Annotated in this window: 16 protein-coding genes; 4 read left to right on the top strand and 12 right to left on the bottom strand. The window is 62.0% G+C overall.

Translation table 11 applies throughout. The features are described from left to right. Window positions 1-62 precede the first annotated feature (62 nt). Entirely contained in the window at window positions 63-1,154 is a 1,092-nt protein-coding gene (locus G4923_RS02255; RefSeq protein ID WP_163135366.1) for an alpha/beta hydrolase, read from the bottom strand. Window positions 1,155-1,316: 162 nt separating this feature from the next. Continuing rightward, window positions 1,317-2,516 carry a mannose-6-phosphate isomerase, class I gene (gene manA, locus G4923_RS02250; RefSeq protein ID WP_163135365.1) on the bottom strand — a complete coding sequence of 400 codons (1,200 nt, stop codon included), beginning with the start codon at window positions 2,514-2,516 and terminating at the stop codon, window positions 1,317-1,319. Between the two features lie 129 nt (window positions 2,517-2,645). Between manA and G4923_RS02245 the strand changes: the two genes are divergently transcribed. Together G4923_RS02245 and icd are read left to right on the top strand one after the other, a co-directional pair. Continuing rightward, window positions 2,646-3,521 (top strand): helix-turn-helix transcriptional regulator, encoded by an 876-nt coding sequence (locus tag G4923_RS02245; RefSeq protein WP_162520191.1) that lies wholly within the window; start codon window positions 2,646-2,648, stop codon window positions 3,519-3,521. A gap of 190 nt (window positions 3,522-3,711) precedes the next feature. Further along, entirely contained in the window at window positions 3,712-4,965 is a 1,254-nt protein-coding gene (gene icd, locus G4923_RS02240) for an NADP-dependent isocitrate dehydrogenase (RefSeq protein WP_106886257.1), read from the top strand. A gap of 84 nt (window positions 4,966-5,049) precedes the next feature. Here the strand turns inward: icd and G4923_RS02235 are convergent, their stop codons facing one another. The 3 genes from G4923_RS02235 to dsdX all read right to left on the bottom strand — a co-directional run bounded on the left by G4923_RS02235 (window position 5,050) and on the right by dsdX (window position 8,237). Further along, on the bottom strand, window positions 5,050-5,226 hold the full coding sequence (locus tag G4923_RS02235; protein ID WP_106886258.1) for a hypothetical protein: 177 nt from the start codon (window positions 5,224-5,226) through the stop codon (window positions 5,050-5,052). Between the two features lie 325 nt (window positions 5,227-5,551). Beyond that, window positions 5,552-6,883, bottom strand: a complete 1,332-nt coding sequence (locus tag G4923_RS02230; protein ID WP_163135364.1) for a D-serine ammonia-lyase — start codon at window positions 6,881-6,883, stop codon at window positions 5,552-5,554. 16 nt (window positions 6,884-6,899) lie between these two features. Next, window positions 6,900-8,237: a D-serine transporter DsdX gene (gene dsdX, locus G4923_RS02225; protein WP_163135363.1), complete on the bottom strand. Its 1,338-nt coding sequence runs from the start codon at window positions 8,235-8,237 to the stop codon at window positions 6,900-6,902. A gap of 230 nt (window positions 8,238-8,467) precedes the next feature. Here dsdX and dsdC point away from each other — a divergent pair, with 230 nt between their 5' ends. Both dsdC and G4923_RS02215 read left to right on the top strand, forming a co-directional pair. After that, on the top strand, window positions 8,468-9,412 hold the full coding sequence (gene dsdC, locus G4923_RS02220) for a DNA-binding transcriptional regulator DsdC (RefSeq protein WP_163135362.1): 945 nt from the start codon (window positions 8,468-8,470) through the stop codon (window positions 9,410-9,412). Window positions 9,413-9,805: 393 nt separating this feature from the next. After that, on the top strand, window positions 9,806-10,213 hold the full coding sequence (locus G4923_RS02215; protein WP_025327689.1) for an H-NS family histone-like protein: 408 nt from the start codon (window positions 9,806-9,808) through the stop codon (window positions 10,211-10,213). Window positions 10,214-10,689: 476 nt separating this feature from the next. On the opposite strand, the gene G4923_RS02210 is transcribed toward G4923_RS02215, so the two are convergent. The 7 genes from G4923_RS02210 to G4923_RS02180 all read right to left on the bottom strand — a co-directional run bounded on the left by G4923_RS02210 (window position 10,690) and on the right by G4923_RS02180 (window position 19,604). Beyond that, complete coding sequence (locus G4923_RS02210) at window positions 10,690-11,796, bottom strand: 3-deoxy-7-phosphoheptulonate synthase (protein WP_163135360.1); 1,107 nt, start codon at window positions 11,794-11,796, stop codon at window positions 10,690-10,692. A gap of 260 nt (window positions 11,797-12,056) precedes the next feature. After that, window positions 12,057-12,863: a siderophore-interacting protein gene (locus G4923_RS02205; RefSeq protein WP_163135358.1), complete on the bottom strand. Its 807-nt coding sequence runs from the start codon at window positions 12,861-12,863 to the stop codon at window positions 12,057-12,059. Between the two features lie 133 nt (window positions 12,864-12,996). Continuing rightward, the gene (locus G4923_RS02200; protein WP_240455242.1) at window positions 12,997-14,412 is read right to left on the bottom strand and encodes an efflux transporter outer membrane subunit; all 1,416 of its coding nucleotides are present in this window, start codon (window positions 14,410-14,412) and stop codon (window positions 12,997-12,999) included. Between the two features lie 2 nt (window positions 14,413-14,414). Beyond that, window positions 14,415-16,475 carry a MacB family efflux pump subunit gene (locus G4923_RS02195; protein WP_163135356.1) on the bottom strand — a complete coding sequence of 687 codons (2,061 nt, stop codon included), beginning with the start codon at window positions 16,473-16,475 and terminating at the stop codon, window positions 14,415-14,417. Further along, entirely contained in the window at window positions 16,472-17,635 is a 1,164-nt protein-coding gene (locus G4923_RS02190; RefSeq protein WP_163135353.1) for an efflux RND transporter periplasmic adaptor subunit, read from the bottom strand. Before G4923_RS02190 ends, G4923_RS02195 begins: the two co-directional genes overlap by 4 nt. A 247-nt stretch (window positions 17,636-17,882) precedes the next feature. Beyond that, window positions 17,883-18,323: a universal stress protein gene (locus G4923_RS02185; protein ID WP_163135351.1), complete on the bottom strand. Its 441-nt coding sequence runs from the start codon at window positions 18,321-18,323 to the stop codon at window positions 17,883-17,885. A 387-nt stretch (window positions 18,324-18,710) separates the two neighbouring features. Further along, the gene (locus tag G4923_RS02180) at window positions 18,711-19,604 is read right to left on the bottom strand and encodes a DHHA2 domain-containing protein (RefSeq protein ID WP_163135349.1); all 894 of its coding nucleotides are present in this window, start codon (window positions 19,602-19,604) and stop codon (window positions 18,711-18,713) included. Window positions 19,605-20,191 lie beyond the last annotated feature (587 nt).

Genomic DNA, 20,191 nt, shown 5'->3' with positions numbered 1-20,191 from the left:
TGAAAAACCACCGCCCTGACTCAGGGCGGTGGTTTTTTTCAAGGTGCAAGGCTGCCCCTGATTTACAGGCGATAGACATTCTGGGCTATATCGAAGTGCGCCGCACTCTCCCCCGTACCGCCGTTGAGCACTGTGTGGAAGAAGGCCGCCACCTTCTTGTTGGTGATGGCGTCCCCCTCGAAGTAGGCGTGGGAGTCCCCCACCTGGGGCTGATCGGTGAAGTCGACGTAGGTGGCCGTCTTGGAGTCCAGTTGCTTGGTGTAGTGACCGAGCCGCGCCTTCTGCTGCTCCCCCATCTTCATCCGTGACGCCAGGAGGGCGCTGTCTCTCTCATTGATGGTGATGTAGAGGCGGTTGCGACACTGGATCCGGTCGACCCACTCGGCGTGGTGCTCGTTGTTGGTGTCCGCGGCCACCATGACGACGTTGTCGAACAGCAGGTGATTGGCGTTGTAGGTGCTGCTGCCGAGCAGGTGCTTGAACAGGTAGTTGCCCATGCTGTGCAGCATCAGGTTGATGGTGAAGGGGCAGCGCTTGTTCACCTCCTTCGAGAAGTAGCGATCCCAGGCCTCGCCGTTGCCGGCAAACTTCTTCTGGGCCTTGCCCTCCAGCTCGGTCACATACTGGGCATTGAACTCCTCGAGCAGCAACCTCATCTTCTCCAGCACCCGATCCAGAGCGCCGACAGAGGCCAACGCATCACGCTTGTCGCTCTTGTAGCTCAATACCCCCTCGGCGTCGCCCCCGCCATTGGCGGGCCAGCTGAAACAGAGCACCTCGACCCCATACTGGGCCTCGAGACGGGCTGCCCGCTCCAGCACATCCTGCAGATCGTTGTTGAAGCCATGGACGAACAGCAGCAGGTGCTTGCCGGTCTTGAGCTTCTGTTTGCCCGTCCCTGTGCCGGCGCAGCGCTCTAGCAGCTTGCGCGCCACATAGGCGCTGGCCGGGTAGCTGGCGGCGGGATCCAGCCCCACGCTCTCGGCCATCTCGGGGGTGATCTGGTCGGGCAGCAAGTCCAGCTGCCATTTGTCTCCCTGGCGCCGCCCCTCGGCCAGGCGCAGCTCATTCGGGCCTGCCTGTGGCTTTTCGCCGAAGATTTCGCTGGGGGTCCTGCCCTGCTCGTTGACCATGCGGTTGGTGACGATAAACATGCTGTTCTCCTTTTTCTCGTGCTCTCCCATGGTCAGTGACTTGTTCGAAGCCCTGACCGATGGAGAAGAGCCTAGCCGGGGTCCATCGGTTCTTCCTTGGGGCAGAAACGACAAGGGCCATCCGAAGATGGCCCTTGGGCATTCAGGGGGGCATGGCGCCCCTTAGCAGCGGTTGCCGGCGCGGGCGACCCGGCCTTCGGCCAGCAGCTGGTAGCTGCCGGTGGCGGCGGGGACGAAGGCGGATTGGCCTCTCTCCAGGCGCAGTGACTGCTCACCCTGCCGGAGGATGACGGTACCATCGATGGCAAACAGGATCTCGGCGCTGGCGGTGGTGAGCGCATGCTCACCGGCCGGGTAGACGCTGAAGGTGAAGTCCGGTACCGGCACCTCGAAGTGCTGCACCGCGCCTTCCATGCGGGGGCTGAGCAGGATCTGATGGTCCGGCTTGGGCAGGCAGCGGGTGCAATCGAGCAGCTCTGCCACGTCTATGTATTTGGGGGTGAGCCCGGCGCGCAGCACGTTGTCGGAGTTGGCCATGATCTCGAGGCCGGTGCCGCGCACATAGGCGTGGGGTGTGCAGGCGTCCAGATACATGGCCTGACCGGGCTGCAGGGTCACCACGTTCAACAGCAGCGGCGAGAAGAGCCCCACGTCCCCCGGGTACTGGGCGGCCAGGCTGGTGATCAGCGCAAAGGTCTCGTCATCCTGACGGGCGGCGGCATAGGTCAGCAGGCCAGTCAGGGCCTCTTCCTTACGCACGCCGTCCAGGATCAGCATCTGGTGGAAGAAGTGTTGCAAGCCAGCCTCATCCTGTGACTGGCGCAGCGCCGCGGTCAGCTCGGCCAGCGCCGGCAGCGCCATGGCATCGAACAGCGCCAGTATGGCCGGGATGGCGCGAAAGCCGTTCATCGCCTGATAGGGGGTGAGGGCAAATACCAGCTCCGGCTTGTGGTTGGGGTCTTTGTAGTTGCGGTTGGCTGCCTTGGCGTCGATGCCGGCGGCCTCTTCCCTGGCAAAGCCCGCTTCGGCCTGGGCCTTGCTCGGGTGCACCTGGATGGAGAGGGCCTTCTCGGCGCACAGCACCTTGAACAGGAAGGGCAGGCTGCCGAAGCGGGCGACGGTGGCGTCCCCCAGCACGGCGGCGGGGGCGCGCTCTATCAGGGTCGAGAGTTTCTGCACATCTCCCGCCAGGGTCACCTCGGAGCAGCCGTTGGGGTGGGCCCCCATCCAGAGTTCCGCCTGGGGTTTGCCAGCCGGATTGGGGATGCCAAACAGTGTGGTGAGGGCGTCATGGCTGCCCCAGTCATAACCTTGAATCGGATTTTGCATCAACAGAAAGGAGGGCAGATCTCGACTGCTCATAAGGGACGCCTCATTTGTCGTGAAGAAAGTGGTTTGAAGAAAAGGGTGGAATTGACGGTCCGGCCCGGACTATAACATGGGCGGCCTTTGCCGCCGCAATCGCTTGCCTCTCTCTTGATCGGGATCATCATGTCACTCATCTTCAGCCAGCTGCTCGACGGCGCCCTCCACGACCAGGTTCCCTTCGAACAGATCTGGTTTGCCCAGGATCAGGGGGTGCCACCCGGCTTCAGCTACCAGGTCAACTTTCCCCGCCTCGAGCTGGTATTCAGCGGCGAATACCTCAACCAGATCTGGGACAGGGAGTCGGGTTGTCAGGAGGTCAGCGTGCTGCCGGGGCAGGCGCTCTACATACCCCCCAACGGCTGGAACAAGCCGCTCTGGACCACCGACTGCTCTGTGCTGAGCCTGCTGTTTGGCAAGCGCCAGCTCGGTTTCAGCCTGGTGAGCAAGCGCCGGGAAGACCCGGATTTCTTCGATGTGCAAAAGCACAGCATCATGGCCCGGGCCGGCCATGTGAATGAACACATACTGGCGGCACTCAACGTGCTGGTGGAAGACCCGGGTCGCTCCCCCACCGACAACCACCTGTTGCAGGCGCTGCTCACCAGTGCCCGTCAATTGCTGGCGGAGTCCACCTTCGAGCGGCCGAGAGGGGCTGACCTGTTTCACGGCATCTGCATCTATATCCAGGAGAACTTTCACCGCCCCATCACCCGTGACTCCATCGCCCACCGCTTCAACGTCTCGGCCAGCCATCTCTCCCACCTGTTTCGCGAGCAGGGACACATGCGCCTGGCGGACTACATCAGCTGGGTTCGCATCGATCGGGCCAAGTTCATGCTGAAAAAATACCGCTTCCGGCTGGAAGAGGTGGCCAGCCGCTGTGGTTACAGCGATGTGAACTATTTCTGCCGGGTGTTCAAGCAAAAGACAGGGCTGACCCCCTCCCAGTACCGCGCCCTGAGCCAGCCCCAGGGGCAGAGCGAGAGCCTGACGCCATGACGGCGGCGCTCGCCATGGCGGAACTGCACGGGCTTGCGCCTCATGGGGCGCGGACAGAAGTGGCGCATTGTGATCCAGTCCCCGACTATGGTCGGACATGCACGCCCGCCATTTGATTATGCAAATGGATGGGCTAAGATGGCCGCGCGCAACGATCAGATTGATAACAAACGGAAGTTAGGAGATGCCGATGGAAAGCAAAGTAGTTATCCCGACCCAGGGTCAGAAAATCACAGTCGATGCCAGCGGCAAGCTGCACGTTCCCCACAACCCCATCATTCCGTTTATCGAAGGGGATGGCATAGGTGTGGACGTGACCCCGGCCATGCTGAACGTGGTGAACGCTGCGGTCGAGAAAGCCTACAAGGGCGAGCGCAAAATCGCCTGGATGGAGATTTATACCGGCGAGAAATCGACTCATGTCTATGGCGAAGGTGCCTGGCTGCCGGCCGAAACCCTGGATTTCATTCGTGAATACTGCGTGGCCATCAAGGGCCCGCTGACCACCCCGGTCGGTGGCGGTATTCGCTCCCTCAACGTGGCCCTGCGCCAGGAGCTGGACCTCTATGTCTGCCTGCGCCCGGTCCGTTACTACGAAGGGACCCCGAGCCCGGTCAAGCACCCCGAGCTGACCGACATGGTGATCTTCCGCGAGAACGCCGAAGACATCTACGCCGGCATCGAGTGGAAGGCGGACAGCGATGAAGCCAAGAAGGTCATCGCTTTCCTGCAAAACGAGATGGGCGTGAAGAAGATCCGCTTCCCCGAGTCCTGCGGCATCGGCATCAAGCCCATGTCCAAGGCCGGTACCGAGCGTCTGGTCCGTGCCGCCATCGAGTACGCCATCGACAACGATCGCGACTCCGTGACTCTGGTGCACAAGGGCAACATCATGAAGTTCACCGAAGGTGCCTTCAAGGATTGGGGCTATGCCCTGGCCCAGAAAGAGTATGATGCCCAGCTGATTGACGGCGGCCCCTGGTGCTCCTTCAAGAACCCGAAGACCGGCAAGACCATCATCGTCAAGGACGTCATCGCCGATGCCTTCCTGCAACAGATACTGCTGCGTCCGGCCGAGTATGACGTCATCGCCTGTATGAACTTGAACGGTGACTACATCTCCGACGCCCTGGCCGCTCAGGTCGGTGGTATCGGCATAGCCCCGGGCGCCAACATCGGCGACGGCGTGGCGCTGTTCGAGGCGACTCACGGCACCGCGCCCAAGTACGCAGGTCAGGACAAGGTGAACCCGGGTTCCCTCATCCTCTCCGCCGAGATGATGCTGCGCCACCTGGGCTGGACCGAAGCGGCCGACCTCATCGTCAAGGGCATGGAAGCTGCCATCGCCAACAAGACAGTCACCTATGACTTCGAGCGACTGATGGAAGGCGCCACCCTGCGCTCCTGCTCCCAGTTCGCCCAGGACATGGTCGACCAGATGTGATCGGAAATCCGAAAAAGCAAAACCGGCGCCATGAGCGCCGGTTTTTTTATGGGTGACAGGCCAGAAAGCCTGAAGGTGCCGCCCTCAGGTGGTCTTTTCCACGTGCTGCTGGTAGAGCTGCTGCCATTTGCTGCTTTCGGCCTCATCCCCCTGCGCCTGCCAGAACTCGCAGATGGAGTTGGCGAGTTCGGAAGCCATGGCGTGATCGCCATCGCGACGGCTCATCAGATATTGTCCAAGCCAGCTTTGATACTGTTTCATAGCCCGATCTCCTTATCTAAGGTGCCCCTGGTGTCGCTCGCCGGCACAGGCCGCCAGCATTGACTCAACCGGGTCACTTGTGGTGCTGCGCCCAAGCTCGTTGTGCCCACCGGACTGGGTGGTGATCTTGCAGGATCAAGGCGACAACGGGGCGCAGATGTCAAAAAACGGCCTCTATCGTATCACAAAATAACCAACTTGGGGGGATTGACGGCAAGGGGAGGGGCACGGGGGGTAGCAAAGCTTTGGCAAAGAGCATGCCATCTTGCTGATCCCAGAAGAGAAAAACCCGCCAGGGTGGCGGGTTTTTCGGTTGAAAAAAAGATCAGAGCTGGGCGGTGGCGAGGTATTTTGCCATCTCCTCGGCGGGTACCATGCCGCCGCCGGTGGCCCACACCAGGTGGGTGGCCTGGGCCATGCACCGGGCATCCAGATCGCGCGATGCCTGCCAGTCGCCATCGGCGCTGACCCGCCAGGGGCCCGGCATGCCGGCCAGGGCCGAGGGTTCGAGGCGGATCTGCTCGTCCCGGGCCAGCAGCCCCAGCAGGTCATACATCTCCTGATCGCTCAGGGTATAGAAGCCATCGAGCAGCCGCTCCATGGCACGGCCGACGAAGCCGGAGGCACGCCCCACCGCCAGACCATCGGCGGCGGTGAGGTTGTCTATGCCCAGATCCTGCACCGCAATAGCGTCGTGCAATCCGGTGTGGACCCCGAGCAACATGCAGGGAGAGTGGGTGGGTTCTGCGAAGAAGCAGTGGACGTTGTCCCCGAACGCGAGCTTGAGGCCAAATGCCACGCCCCCCGGGCCACCGCCGACGCCGCAGGGCAGGTAGACGAAGAGCGGGTGCTCGGCATCCACCTTGATGCCCATCTCATCGAACTGCTTTTTCACCCGCTCACCGGCCACCGAGTAGCCGAGGAACAGGGTGCGGGAGTTCTCGTCGTCGATGAAGAAGCAGTTGGGATCGCGCTCGGCCTCCTTGCGCCCCTGCTCCACAGCTACCCCGTAATCTTCGGCATATTCCACGACGATCACCCCGTGTTCGCGCAACTTGCGCTTCTTCCACTCCCGCGCATCGGCGGACATGTGGACGGTGACGGTGAAGCCGAGCTTGGCGCTCATGATGCCGATGGACATGCCGAGGTTGCCGGTGGAACCCACCGCAATGCTGTACTGACCGAAGAACTGACGGAACTCGTCCGTGAACAGCTTGCGATAGTCATCTTCTTCGCGCAGCAGACCGGCCTTGATCGCCAGTTGCTCTGCATGGGTCAGCACCTCGTAGATGCCGCCACGGGCCTTGATGGAGCCGGAGATGGGCAGGTGACTGTCTTTTTTAAGCAACAACTTGCCGGTCAGCTCGACGCCGTAGCGCGCATTGAGCGTTGCCTGCATCGCCGGGATGGCCGCTATCTCGGACTCCAGAATGCCCTTGCTGACACGGGTCTCGGGGAAGGCGTCACACATATAGGGGGCGAAGCGGGCCAGGCGAGCCGACGCATCCGCCACATCGTTGCCATCGAGCCCCACATAGGGCAGGCCGACCGCCAGCGTAGTGGCATTGGGGTTGAACCAGGTGACAGGCTCGAGTGCTATCAGGGATTGCACCAGCGGGAATTGGGTAATGAGCTGTTGGACGTCGATGTTTTTCATGGGATGTCTCTGTCTTTTACACGATATAGGAGAGCAGGAAGGTACCGGCCAGCGCCATCAGGGAGGCGACAAAGGTGGCACTGGTGTAGTACTTGAGCGTTTCATTCAGGGTGGCACCGCAATACTGTTTGACCAGCCAGAATAGGGAGTCGGTCACCATGGTGCAGCCGATGGCGCCTGAGCCGATGGCCAGGGTCATGATCTCGGGGCTGATGTTCGGGTAGTGCACCATGATGGGGGAGACGATGGCGGTGGCCCCCATCATGGCGACGGTGGCGGAGCCCACGGCGGCGTGCAGCACTATGGCCACCAGCCAGGCGAGCAGTATGGGGTGCATGTCCAGCTGGGAGAGTATGGTCGCCAGGCTGTCCCCCAGGCCGCTGGCCTTGAGCACGCCGTTGAAGGCGCCGCCCGCCCCTATGATGAGCAAGATGTTGGCGATGGAGGAGAAGCACTCTTCGGTCTTGTCCAGCAGCCCTTCCATCTTCATGCGTTGACGGATCCCCAGCACGTAGTAGGCGGTGAAGGCGGCGATGAACATGGCGGTGATGGGGTTACCGATAAACTCCAGCACTGTGTAGAGGTGGCTTGCGTGATCCATGTTGAGCTCGGCCACCGTCTTGGCCAGCATCAGCAGGATGGGCAGCAGCACGGTGAACAGCGAAGCGCTCAAGGTTGGGAGGCTTGCCTCATCCCGGGCCCTGATGTCGGCAAAGGCGGCGGGCACCTCCTTGAACGGCACCCGTTTGCCCAGCAGTTTCAGGAACAGGGGGCCGCCCACCAGGGAGGCAAACAGCCCGACCGCGAGGCCATAGACGATGACGGAGCCGATGTCGGCACCCAGCTGATTGGTGACATAGAGCGCAGCGGGGTGGGGGGGCACTATGCAGTGCACGGCCATCAGGGCGGTGCAGAGCGGAATGGCCAGGGTCAGCAGCGAGGTCTTGGTCTTGCGGGCGATGGAGAAGGCGAGCGGGATCAGCAACACCACACCAACTTCGACAAACAGCGTGATGCCGCACACCAGACCGACCAGCACCATGATGACCTGGGGCGAGAGCCAGCGGCACTTTTGCAGGGCGAGACCTATGCGCTCCGCCGCCCCCGACACCTCCATCATCTTGCCGAGTATGGTGCCAAGACCGATGACGGCGGCGAGAAAGCCCAGGGTGCCGCCTATGCCCTCTTCCATGGCATTGACCATCTTGACCGGGTTCATCCCCATCATGGTGCCGACATAGAAGCTTGCCAGCAGCAGAGCGAGGAAAGGATGCACCTTGCCCTTCACTATGGTGAAGACAATCAGAATGATGCTAGTCAGCAAGGTACCGACGACCCACACTTCAGAATTCATACTGCGCCTCGACAAGGATGGTAAGAGATGAATGATGGGCCTATTGAACGGCAAGGGCGCCGGGCTGACAAATGATGAAAATGGCCTCTTGGATGAGATGGGTTGATGCAAAGGTGCCACATTCATCACATTTAGCGGTATTTATGTGACTTGGGTTCGGTTACGTCATCCTAAATAGGGGCATCCGGGATATCATGACGGCGATGTTGAGCCTGTGATGGGGAAGGCGGATGTATACCGAAGACAACTACGTATCTAGAAACAAGCTGCTGAGCGGCTATCAGCTCTCAAAGCTGCACACCTTCGAGGCTGCGGCCCGCCACAGCTCCTTCGCCCTGGCGGCGGATGAGCTGGCGCTCAGCCCGAGCGCGGTGAGCCACCGGATAGGTGCGCTGGAAGAGGAGCTCGGCTTCAAGCTGTTCCAGCGCTTTCACCGCAAGGTGATGCTGACGACTGAGGGGCAAAGGGTCTTCTGGGCACTCAAGTCGTCGCTCGAGTTCATCAATCAGGAGATCCTGGAGATCAAGAATCAGGAGCTCTCCGGTTCCCTGACCGTCTATTCCCGCCCCTCCATCGCCCAGTGCTGGCTGGTGCCGCGGCTCGCGGATTTTTCCCGCCTGCATCCCCAGATCGATCTCAACATCATGACCGGCAACGAGAACGTCAACCTGCACGGCTATGGCATCGACCTGACGATCTATTTCGACGACAAGGTGCCGGAGCGGCTCGCCATCCACCCGCTGATGGATGAATACATGGTGCCTGTGTGCAGCCCCGAATATGCCGAGCGGCACCAGTTGCTCGATAACCCGGATAACTTGAACCACTGCCGCCTGCTGCACGACAGGCAGGCCTGGGGATATGACTCCGACACCGACGAGTGGTGCAGCTGGGCTCGCCAGGCCGGGATCTCCCTCGATGGCTGCCAGTCGAGCATGGGGTTCGATCGCTCCGATCTCGCCATCATCGCCGCCATGAATCACGCCGGCGTGGCCATGGGCCGCAAGAACCTGGTGCGCCAGCGGCTGGAGCGCAACGAACTGGTGGAGCCCTTCCCGGGCAAGGCGGTCCGCTGCCATCAGCGCTACTACATGGCCACGCTCCCCCATCGCCAGTGCCCCAAGATCCAGGCATTCATCGAATGGATAAGCGCCCAGGCAAAGGAAATTGATTGAATCAGGGAGAGGGATACAGAGTGCTGCCCGGTCTCGCTCTCATTTCATTCGACCTTAGAATGAGGTGGCCAATATTTGTACATTCTGTGCTGGCGGCTGTGGGCTGCGCTATGGCTTGTTATATATGAATGCAGGTGTTTGGATGACACCCCTTTTATCTCTGTGACAAATACCTGGGCAAGTGGGACCGATTAACCCATGTTGAAGAAATAATGTCTGTTGAGCGGTGATCCGATAAGATCCCTGATGTGAATTAACCACAGTGAATAATCACCATGAGATTGTCAGGAATAGCGCTGGCACTATAAAATCATTATGTTGTTATCGAGTGGGCATGCTATTCTCAAAATGAGTTATCCCTGTGACATACAAAAATAATTCTGTGAGGAAGTAATGAACGAGTTTCTGAAGGTTCTGCTGAACATTCGCAGCTTGCGCGCTGCTATTCGTGAACTGCCGTTTGAGCAACTGCAAGAAGCGAAAGAAAAGTTTGATCTGGTATATAACGAGCGTGCCGAGTCCGTAGAGCAAGAGCGGGCCGAGCAGGAAGAGCGTCAGCGCAAGCTGAGCGAGTTTACCGAGATGCTGCAACAGGCTGGCATAGATCCGCGCGAGCTGATCGGCAGCGTGGCCACTCCGGCCGCTGCTGGCGCGACCAAGAGCAAGCGTGCTCCGCGCCCTGCCAAATACAAGTATCAGGAAGATGGCCAGGAGAAGACCTGGACCGGCCAGGGCCGCATGCCCAAAGCCATTGCCGAGCAAGTTGCGCTGGGCAAGGATCTGAACGACTTCCTGATCTGATTGCCAGGATAGCGTCGTCAATAATGCCGCCCAAGGGGCGGCATTATTATTTTCAGGATCCTGTCTATCTATTGCCCATCCAGGAAGCCACCTAATTTGGGTCGCCCGTCCACAATAGCCATGACCATCATGGGCCAATAAAAACTATCCATTGGCGGTAAGCCAATCGCTGTCGGACCTCCCCTGTGACACAATGAGGACTCATACAGCCCGTTTGTTATCTCTGATGACACAAGATGACAAATAATGGCCCGTCGCTGTGGGATGAAATAGATGGATTTGCGGGCATGCCTCCCGCTTTGCCTGGTCGCCCATTTTTCTATCAATGGGGAAGTGCTTGTCCTTCTCGCACTATTTTTCTTTCCCCGTGACTGCCCTATTTGACACCCCTGTTCAGACAATGTGTGAATGTCATTTATCGGGTTGGAGATTGAATAGGGGCCTGGCGACCCCGCTGCGAATAAATAGGAAATAGGTCAGCTGACTGGCTGGCCGAGATCATTGCGAAGGGGAATGGAGCGACTGTGTGCAAATTGACGGCGCGCCATGACCCCATCGGCCAGCATGGCCAGCAGGGTCTCACTTTCTTCCCAGCCGAGGCAGGCATCGGTGACCGACAAGCCATATTGCAGCTCACTCAGTGGCGCCGGTTTCTGGCTGCCCCCTTGCAGAAAGCTCTCGACCATGACGGCAGCAACGGCAGTGCTCCCGCCTCGCAACTGGCGGCAGAGCTCCCCGGCGACCAGGAGCTGGTTCTGGTGCAGCTTCTGGCTGTTGCCGTGGCTGCAATCCACCATCAGCCGAGGGTTGAGCCCCTGGCACGCCAGGCGCTCGGCCGCATCCATCACGTCGCTCTGGTGATAGTTCGGCAGGGTGCCGCCGCGCAAGATGATGTGGCCGCCCGGATTGCCTTCGCTCTTGATCACCACCATGCCCCCCTGGCTGCCAGGGGCGGTGAACAGATGGGAGGCCTCGCTGGCCAAAATGGCATCGATGGCCACCCGGATGTTGCCGTCTGTGCCGTTCTTGAAGCCGACCGGGCAGGGCAGGGCCGAGGCCAGCTGCCTGTGTACCTGGGATTCGGTGGTGCGGGCACCGATCGCCCCCCAGCTGATGAGATCCGCCAGATAGAGGAAGCTGGTGGTATCGAGGAACTCGGTGGCGGTGGCCAGCCCCAGCCGGTTGATGTCGAGCAGCAGCTGACGGGCCAGGTGGAGCCCGTGACCGATGTCGTTGCTGCCATCGAGATGAGGGTCGAATACCAGCCCCTTCCAGCCGACAGTGGTGCGCGGTTTTTCGAAATAGGTGCGCATCACTATCTGCAGGTTCTCCTGATACTCGGTGGCGAGCCGTGCCAGCCTTTTCGCATAGTCGAGGGCGGCGACGGGATCATGGATGGAGCAGGGGCCTATCACCACCAGCAGGCGATCGTCCGCCCCGCTCAGGATCTGGCGCACCTGGTGGCGGTGCTGGTCAATATGCTGCGCCATATCGGCCAAGCAGGGGTGCTGTGCCAACAGGTCGGCAGGGGTGGGGAGCGCCTCCACCGCGAAGGCGCGCATTACCGAATTCAAAACAGCCATCTGGGATTACCTTGCTGTGGAAATGGGGTCGACGATGGGCCCGTAACGCTCGGGTGTCTGGTTCAGGGGATCTGCGCCTAGGACATATCATCTTTGTTGAGAGTGATTATCATTATCTTGCTGCCAGTCTCAAATGCAAGCACTACCGAGAGGATCACCAGAGATGGGGGGGCGGGCCGTAAGAGGGGAGGGGAGAATGGCAACCAGGCCCGCCCCCGAGCGGGAGAAGGCCTGATAAGTACAAGGAATACAGATGGTTATCAGCTATCCATCACGACGTGTCGATCCTGATGGTAGGCGTCTTCATCCTTGCCGCTGCGCCAGTAAGGCACGGCATAGACCCGCTGGCGATCTGTGTCCAGGGTTCGCCTGACATGACGACGCAGGGGCACCACCAGACCCTCTTCCCCCCCGAACCAGAAATAACTTCCCTCGGCTGCCATAGGCTGGGCGGTGAAGTACTCCACCAGGGGGCCGGTCTGGTCCTGCGTGCCGACAAACCAGCGCAGGCTGACGCCTACTGGCAGCGACAGATCCTGCACATCTTCCTGATGGGGCACCAGCAGGGCGATATGGCCCCGGGCTTCTGCCGGCATCACCTCGGCCATGGCGCTGATGGCGGGCAGGGAGGTGAGATCGCCGGCCATGTAGTAGTGATCGGCCAGCTGCAACATGGGGTCCGGGCCGCCCGGACCCGAGATGGCGAGCCTGTCCCCCGGCTTGGCGTGGAGGGCGAAGCGGCTGGCGGGGCCAACATCACCGTGCAGGGCGAAGTCGATGTCGATCTCCAGGGCCTCGCGGCGGAAGGCGCGGATGGTGAAGGTGCGGATGATGGGCTTCTGGCTCGGATCCTCCCAACGGGGCCCCTTGGGGGTCGGGGTTGGTAGCACTATCTCGCTCTGGCCCGGTCGGGGCAGCATGATCTTGATATGGGCGCCGCCACAGCTGAAGGGGTAATCCGCCAATTCGGGGCTGGTCAGGCAGACTCGGCGCAGATGGGGGCTCACATCATGGACATGCTTGACGGTGAGCAGGCGAGGGCGATTGACCGGGGCGGACTGTGACATTTGAGTACTCCTGACAGACGAGAGCGCTCATTTTTCATTAAATGAAAATTATTATCAATTGCTTTGTGGCAGGGAAGGGGCAAGGGCAGCCAGCATGGAGGCCATGCCAGCTGCCCTGAGGGTTGACCGGGCCCTAGCTCCGATCGCTCCCTCCCAGCGCCCGGTAGATCCCGGCCATGGTCTTGAGCTGGCTCTGTTGCTGGGCCAGCACGCCGAGCTCCGCATCCCACAGTCGATTCTGCTCGTCCAGCCAGGGCTGAACCCCGGTGGCGCCCGCCAGGAAGCGGGCCCCCGCCAGCCGCTCGGCCTCTTTGGCATAGGCCAGCTGCTGCTCGAGATAACGCAGCCGCTGTTCCCCCTGCTGACGAGCGGCCAGGCCGTCTTCCACCTCCAGCAGGGCCGTATAGAGCTGCTTGCGAAACTCGGTTTCGGCTATCTGATAGTCAATCTCGGAGCTGGCGATGGAGAGCCGGGTCTTGTTGTACTCGAGGAAGGGAAGCGCCAGGGTCGCCCCCAGGGTCCCCACCGGGTTTTGCAGCACCTGGGTCAGGGTGTCCGAGGTGGTGCTGGCACCACCGGTGAGGCTGAGGGTGGGGTAGAAACCGGTGCGGATCTCGTCCCCTCTGGCCAGCGTCTTGCGAAGGCGCAGCTCGGCGGCCCGCACGTCTGGGCGCCTGGCCAGCACATCGGCGGGGATGCCAACCGCCAGCGTCGGAATGGGGCCCATGGCGAGGGACGTCGGGGCAAAGGTGAGCGGGCCGCTGCTGCGGCCGAGCAGCAGGCGCAGGGCGTTGCCGGCTTGCTCCCGTTGCAGGGTGAGGGAGGCGAGCTCCGCCTGCTTGCCGGCTTTTTGCTGGCTGGCCTGCACCAGATCGAGGCGGGTGACGGCGCCGGCGTCATATTTTGCCCGGGTCAGCCGCTCTATCCGCTCGTAGTTGGCCAGCTGACGCTCGCCAAGGGAGAGGGCCGAGCCGAGATACGCCAGCTGCCAGTATTGCTCCAGGGTCTTGCCTACCAGCATCAGGCGGGTGGCGGCGCTATCCTGCTCGCTGGCCTCTGCCTCCCACTGGGCCTGATCCCGCACCGAGGCGAGCCTGCCCCAGAGATCCACCTCATAGCTCAGGTTGAAGGAGGGGCCCAGGTTGCTGCTGGCGCTGCCGTCCTTGATGTTCTTGTTGCCGCTCGCCCCCAGGCTGGCGTTGACCGACGGGGTGAGGTTGGTGTCGGCGAGATCGGCGCCGAGCAGGGCACTTTTGAGCCTGAGCCCCGCCACCTGCATGTCCGGGTTGGCCGCGAGCACCTCATCGACAAGTCGGTCGAGGGCGGGATCCTGGAACCCCTGCCACCAGAGCCCGGCCTGCTGGCTGCCAAGATCCCGGGCGTCCTGCTGCCACGCTGGCGCCACGTCCAGCTCGGGTCTGTGGTAGGTGCTCTGCTGGCTGCAGGCACTGAGGCAGGCGGTGAGAACCAGGCTAAGCGCCGTTTTTGACAAGCGGCTGCGCTCCTGGTTGGACGAGAGGCGCAGCCCCCGGCCGGATAAGTTGTGCATCATCATTCCCTCGCCAGTGCCTCGACCGGATCGAGCCGGGCCGCATTGCGGGCGGGCAGGTAACCAAACAGGATCCCGATGAGCGAGGAGCAACCGAAGGCCATCAGGATGGAGAAGAGCGAGAAACGCATCTGGAAGCTCTCCACAAGCAGGGAGAAGATAAAACCGATAAACATGGCCAGGCCGATGCCGAGCAGACCCCCCAGCAGGCTGACCATCACAGCCTCGATCAGAAACTGTTGCAAGATGTCGGACTGACGGGCGCCGACCGCGATGCGGATCCCTATTTCGCGGGTGCGCTCCACCACGGACACCAGCATGATGTTCATCACCCCGACCCCGCCGACGATGAGGGAGATCACCGCGATGGCGGAGACCAGCAGCGTCAGGGTGGCTGTGGTCTTCTCCACCGACTTGACGATGCTGTCGCTGCTGAAGGTGAAGAAATCCTTCACCCCGTGGCGCTGGGTCAGCAGCGCCACGGCGGCCTGCTCGGCCAGCGCGGGCTGGACCCCGTCCTTGACCCTTATGGTGATCTGGCTGAAGTGATTCTGGGAGATGAGGCGGCTCATCACGGCGCTGTAAGGCAGCCAGACGTTGACCGACTGGCTGCTGGGGCCAAAGCCGGTCTCCTGGGCCACCACCCCGACGATGCGCACCGGCAGGGTGCCGACCAGCACCACCTGGCCGACGGGATCCGTCTTGCCGAGCAGGCTGGCTATGGTCTTGCCATCCACCACGGCCACCGCCGTCCGGCTGCGGATGTCCCGCTCATCGAGCAGGCGGCCCTGGGTGAGGGTCATCCCCTTGACCCGGAAGAAGTCGCTGCCGACCCCCACCACGCTGCCGCTGCTGGTCTTGTTGCGGTAGCGCAGCTGGCCCGAGGTGGCGATCTGGGGGCTGGCCCCCTCCAGATAGGGCTGGCCGAGCAGGGCGTCGAGATCCCGCTCGTTCAGGGTCTGGATGCTGGCGGCCTTCTCGTCGCCCCAATCCTTGCCGGGGAAGATGTCGATGGTATTGGTGCCCATGGCGTTGATGTCGTCGATCACCTTGGCGCGGGCCCCCTGGCCCAGCGCCACCACGCTGACCACGGCGGCGATGCCGATGATGATGCCGAGCATGGTGAGGAAGGTGCGCATGCGATGGGCCAGCATGGCGTGCAGCGCCATGCGACCCGCCTCCCGGTAGCGATCCCAGCCCTGGCTGCCGCGCCTGGCGACTGAGGCAGTGGCGATCCGGTCCGGCACCGGCTCGCGCACTTCCTGATTCGCTGCTTGCCCGGGGAGGCCGGAAGATACCTGTTCGACAGCGGCCTGCGGGCTCTGCTGACTCTCCTCCCCGTGGGCCTGACTCGCAGAGATGGCGAGGCTGGCAGCCGGTTGGCCGCTGTCTTCCACCACGCGCCCGTCCCGCAGGGTGATGATGCGATTGGCGTGGTTGGCCACCGCCATGTCGTGGGTCACCAGAATGATGGTATGACCCTGCTCGTGCAGCTCCTTCAGGATGGCCATCACCTCCTTGCCGCTGTGGCTGTCGAGGGCGCCGGTGGGCTCGTCGGCCAGGATCACTTCGCCGCCATTGGCCAGTGCCCGGGCTATGCTGACCCGCTGCTGCTGGCCGCCGGAGAGCTGGCCCGGCCTGTGGTGGCTGCGATCGCTCAAGCCCAGGCGGGTCAGCAGGGTGCGGGCACGTATCTGGCGCTCGGGGCGGGATGTGCCGGCATAGATGGCGGGGATCTCCACGTTGGCGGCCGCATCCAGATGGGGCAGCAGATGGTAGCGCTGGAAGATGAAACCGAAGTGGTGGCAGCGCAGCCGCGCCAGGGCCAGGGCATCCAGGCCGGCGGTGTCCTGACCACGAAACAGATATTGGCCGCCGCTCGGGCGATCGAGGCAGCCCAGCAGGTTCATCAGGGTGGACTTGCCGGAGCCGGAGGCACCGACTATGGCCACCATCTCCCCCGCCGCTATGGTCAGATCCAGCGGATGCAGCACAGTCACCTCGTGCTCCCCGCTCTGGTAGCGGCGCTCTATGCCCTTGAGCTGGATCAGGGGCTCGCTCACGGCACCATCTCCATCTCGTCGTTCTGGACGGGCTTGCCCTGCTCCAGAGTCACCTTGTCCTGATCGTTCAGGCCGCTCACCACCTCTATCTTGATGTCATCCTTCATGCCGGTCTTGATGCGGCGAGTCTCTTTCTGCCCGTCCTCCTTGAGCAGGGTGACCTCATATTCGTTCTCCCCCAGCTTCTTGCCGAGGGCTGTCTGGGGGATGGCCAATACCTGTTTGCGTTCACCCAGCACTATGGTGACCTGGGTCGTCATGGCGACCCTCAGCTGATGGTCGGGGTTGGGCACATCGAACAGGGCGTAGTAGTAGATGGCGGCATTGCTGGTGGTCGTGGTGTTGGCGCTCTGCTCGTTGATGTTGGTGGGGGCCAGCTCGACAGTGCGCAGGGTGCCGTGATAGCGGCGGTCCGGGTCTCCTATCAGGGTGAAGTAGACCGGCATGCCGGCCCTGACCTTGGTGACGTCCGCCTCCGAGATCTGCGCCTTGACCGTCATGGTGTCCAGGTTGGCGAGCTTGAGCAGGGTCGGGACCGTCTGGCTGGCGGCCAGGGTCTGCCCCTGGCGGGTCACTATGCTGACGACGGTGCCATCCATGGGGGCCTGAATGCGGTTATAGCCGAGCTCCGTCTTGGTGCGCTCCACCTTGATCAGGGCGTTGTCGATGTCCGCCTGGGCGCTCTGCAACTCGGCCCGGGTGACGGCCAGCTGCGCCTCTGCACTCTCCAGATCGGCCCGGGAGCTCGCCTCCTGCCTGAACATCTGCTGCTGGCGGCGCCAGGCCAGCTCGTTCTGCTTGAGCTGCGCCTGCTTGATCTTGAGCTGGGCACGGCGGCTGGCCAGCTCGGCCTCGGCGGTCTTGAGGTTGTTCTGGGCTATCAGGGGATCTATCTCTGCCAGCAGATCCCCCTGCTTGACCTGTTGCCCGGCCTCCACCGCCAGATAGGTGACCTGACCCGAGACCTGGGCCCCCACATCCACCTGCTCTATGGCCTGCAGGGCGCCGCTGGCCAGCACCGTCTGCTCCACGTCCTGACGGGTCACGGTCGCAGTCAGCACGGGGTCCGGGGTCTTGCCGGGCCAGGCCAGCCAGACCACGAAGGCCAGCAGCGCCAGGGCAAGCAGGGCATATTTGCCTGGTTTTGGAAGAGTCTTCATTTATCACCTGAACGAAACGAGTGAAGGCGTGCAAGGGCGATATCCTGCAGCAAATGGCACTTAAAAAGAAGCGAGCAATGTGTAAGAAATCATGTAGATGAAGTTATCAATTAAGGTGGGCGAGTGTCAGCCGGGGGAGGGAAGGCCAGACCTGCATGATACCCGCTGGGGGCGGAGCAAGGGGCTTGGGAGGTCTACCGAGGGGATAAATGCAGGGAGCCCGCTCGTTGAGCGGGCTCCCGGGTACTCAGCCGACGGCCTTGAGCTGCTCGGCATAGGGCTCGTGGCAGATCTGGATATCGACGGGCAGCTTGTAGATGAGCAGGCGGGCCAGCGATCCCTCCATCCAGTGGTGGCGGCTGCCGACCAGCAGGAGCGAGGTCGAGTGGGAGCTCAGCCACTGGCCCAGATCCCTGACCACGTCATCGACCACCAGGCAGTGGTAATCCACAGGATGAGGCAGCAGGGTGATGAGTTCGCTGATGATGGCCTTGGCATCCAGTGTGCCCTGGGCACTGCGCTCCTCCTCGGACAGTGACAGGCTCTTGCGGCGCACCTTGCTGCTGTGCGTCAGGTGCAGCAGGGTCAGGTCGCAGCCCAGTCCCTGTGCCAGGCGGCTCGCCTTGGCCAGCGTCTCCTGCTCGTAATCCTTGCCTTCCAGCAACAGCACTATGTTGGTGTGGGTCATAAGCAGTTCTCCTTGGCATGGCGCGGGTCACCGGGGACAAAGGAGCTGTCCCCTACCACAGTGATCCCGCTCTGTATTGCATGGTACTCACTTGTCTGTCTGTGGGCGCCAGACGTCATCCTTTGTCGGTGAGGGCGCGCAAGATCATCTTCGTTTACATCAGCATAACAGACGCAGTTGAACGGAGAATGAAGACATGCCGCCCATGGCCCCCTTGATGGAGGAATGAGATGGGAAAATGGTCTATGGGCAGCACAGCAGTGGGGTTTATCTTGGATGTGCCTGGTGATCATGCTGCTCGCCCGGCTTCAAGCCAAGGTGCCGGGATCTGGTGTCTAAGGGCGGGCAATAACAGTGGCGGTCGGTGGGCCGCCACTGTGACAGGGCTTAGCGGGGCACTTTTGACAACTGCTGGGTCAACCAGGGAAGCCCCTCTTTCTTGCGGCTGAGGGCCCCCGCCAGCTGGACCGGCTCGGCGGGCAGTATGCCCCTGCTGGCAAAGTGGAGCTCACTGCTTCCCTTGGCCAGATCGGTCAGCATCAAGACATAGCCATCCAGCGAGTCCAGGGTCAGCCTCTCCTCCATGGCCTGATGCAGCTCCTCCATCCGGCTGTGCACCTGGCTCGGATCCATCACGCAGATCTGGCTGACCATGAGGGAATGGCCCGCTATCTGGTAAGCCTTCTCGTCGGCCACGAGCAGCTCGCACAGGGGGGTATCGCCCAACTGGGTGCGCCGCTCCAGCAGGGTCTGGGCAAAGGGGGCCAGGGCCAGATCGGCGATGGGCAGCAGCCGGTCGACCGCTAGCCTGTCCTCTGCCGTGGTGGTGGGGGAGGTGAAGTTGAAGGTGTCGCTGATGATGGCCCCCAGCAACAACCTGGCCTGGGCGCGGGACAGATTGGCATGGCCCATCAGCTCCAGCAGCACGGTGGCACTGCACCCGACCGCCCTCACCCAGGCATCGAGGGGGCCACGGGTGATGAGGGTGCCGATGCGGTGGTGATCGATGAGGCCTTGCACATCGGCCTCGGCCAGCCCCTCAGGTCCCTGCTCCAGTTCGCTGAAATCCACCAGAAAGACCGGCTTGTTGGCGATGCTGCCCGTCAGAACCGGGGGGGCCTCCACCCCTGCCGTCTCCAGGATGAAGCGGGTCTCGGCAATGGGCTCACCCAATGCATAGGCCTGGGCGGGGCGACCCTGACGGTTGAGCCAGTCGGCGGTGACCAGCGCGGTGCAGATACTGTCGCTGTCGGGATTCTTGTGGCCAAAGACATGAAGCATGAGGCGGTTCCTGATGTGGGGTGATGGGCTCGGTCGCATGTCGCGGCGCCGGGCCAGAGAGGGCCATGGGGCCCGAGTTGGTTCCACTCTACTGTCTGGCGGTGATGGGGGCAAATCCGGCCAGGCTCTGGCCTCTGGCCTGGGGCACCGAGAGTCGGAGAAGGAGAGGGCGCACCGCCGTCATTGACCAGGGCCGCTGGCGGCGGGTCCGGGGCATGGGGTGACTGCGTGGGCGTGCTTGGGTTCGTGATTTCGGGCAGATCACCGAAAGAATTGAAGACCCGCTTCTCTGGGCATGCCGCCAAAGGGGATGGTCCGCCTTTCCGGGCAGGCTACCGGAGAGGTTCGCTACTCGCCTTCCCGGTCAGGTCACCGGCAGGATAGCAGACCCGCCTCTCCGGACGAGCCGCCGAGGAGGATGATTTGCCTCTCTGGGCAGGTTGCTTGAGAGGTTTGCTACTCGTCTTCCCGGTCAGATCCCCGAAGGAATTGAAGACCCGCCAATTTGGGCATGCCGCCAAAGGGGATGGTTCGCCTTTCCGGGCAGGTTACCGGAGAGGTTTGCTACTCGCTTATCCAGTCAGGTG

It is taken from the genome of Aeromonas rivipollensis (assembly GCF_010974825.1).
Taxonomy (GTDB): Bacteria; Pseudomonadota; Gammaproteobacteria; order Enterobacterales; family Aeromonadaceae; genus Aeromonas; species Aeromonas rivipollensis.
The sequence above is the reverse complement of the archived record's forward strand: the minus strand, read 5'-3'. Positions and strand labels throughout refer to the sequence as shown.

Coding starts and splice junctions, on each gene's coding strand:
- manA (WP_163135365.1), bottom strand. CDS start 2,516: ATGAGCAGTCGAGATCTGCCCTCCTTTCTGTTGATGCAAAATCCGATT.
- G4923_RS02185 (WP_163135351.1), bottom strand. CDS start 18,323: ATGACCCACACCAACATAGTGCTGTTGCTGGAAGGCAAGGATTACGAG.
- G4923_RS02235 (WP_106886258.1), bottom strand. CDS start 5,226: ATGAAACAGTATCAAAGCTGGCTTGGACAATATCTGATGAGCCGTCGC.
- G4923_RS02255 (WP_163135366.1), bottom strand. CDS start 1,154: ATGTTTATCGTCACCAACCGCATGGTCAACGAGCAGGGCAGGACCCCC.
- G4923_RS02230 (WP_163135364.1), bottom strand. CDS start 6,883: ATGAAAAACATCGACGTCCAACAGCTCATTACCCAATTCCCGCTGGTG.
- dsdX (WP_163135363.1), bottom strand. CDS start 8,237: ATGAATTCTGAAGTGTGGGTCGTCGGTACCTTGCTGACTAGCATCATT.
- dsdC (WP_163135362.1), top strand. CDS start 8,468: ATGTATACCGAAGACAACTACGTATCTAGAAACAAGCTGCTGAGCGGC.
- icd (WP_106886257.1), top strand. CDS start 3,712: ATGGAAAGCAAAGTAGTTATCCCGACCCAGGGTCAGAAAATCACAGTC.
- G4923_RS02245 (WP_162520191.1), top strand. CDS start 2,646: ATGTCACTCATCTTCAGCCAGCTGCTCGACGGCGCCCTCCACGACCAG.
- G4923_RS02215 (WP_025327689.1), top strand. CDS start 9,806: ATGAACGAGTTTCTGAAGGTTCTGCTGAACATTCGCAGCTTGCGCGCT.
- G4923_RS02200 (WP_240455242.1), bottom strand. CDS start 14,412: ATGCACAACTTATCCGGCCGGGGGCTGCGCCTCTCGTCCAACCAGGAG.
- G4923_RS02180 (WP_163135349.1), bottom strand. CDS start 19,604: ATGCTTCATGTCTTTGGCCACAAGAATCCCGACAGCGACAGTATCTGC.
- G4923_RS02205 (WP_163135358.1), bottom strand. CDS start 12,863: ATGTCACAGTCCGCCCCGGTCAATCGCCCTCGCCTGCTCACCGTCAAG.
- G4923_RS02190 (WP_163135353.1), bottom strand. CDS start 17,635: ATGAAGACTCTTCCAAAACCAGGCAAATATGCCCTGCTTGCCCTGGCG.
- G4923_RS02210 (WP_163135360.1), bottom strand. CDS start 11,796: ATGGCTGTTTTGAATTCGGTAATGCGCGCCTTCGCGGTGGAGGCGCTC.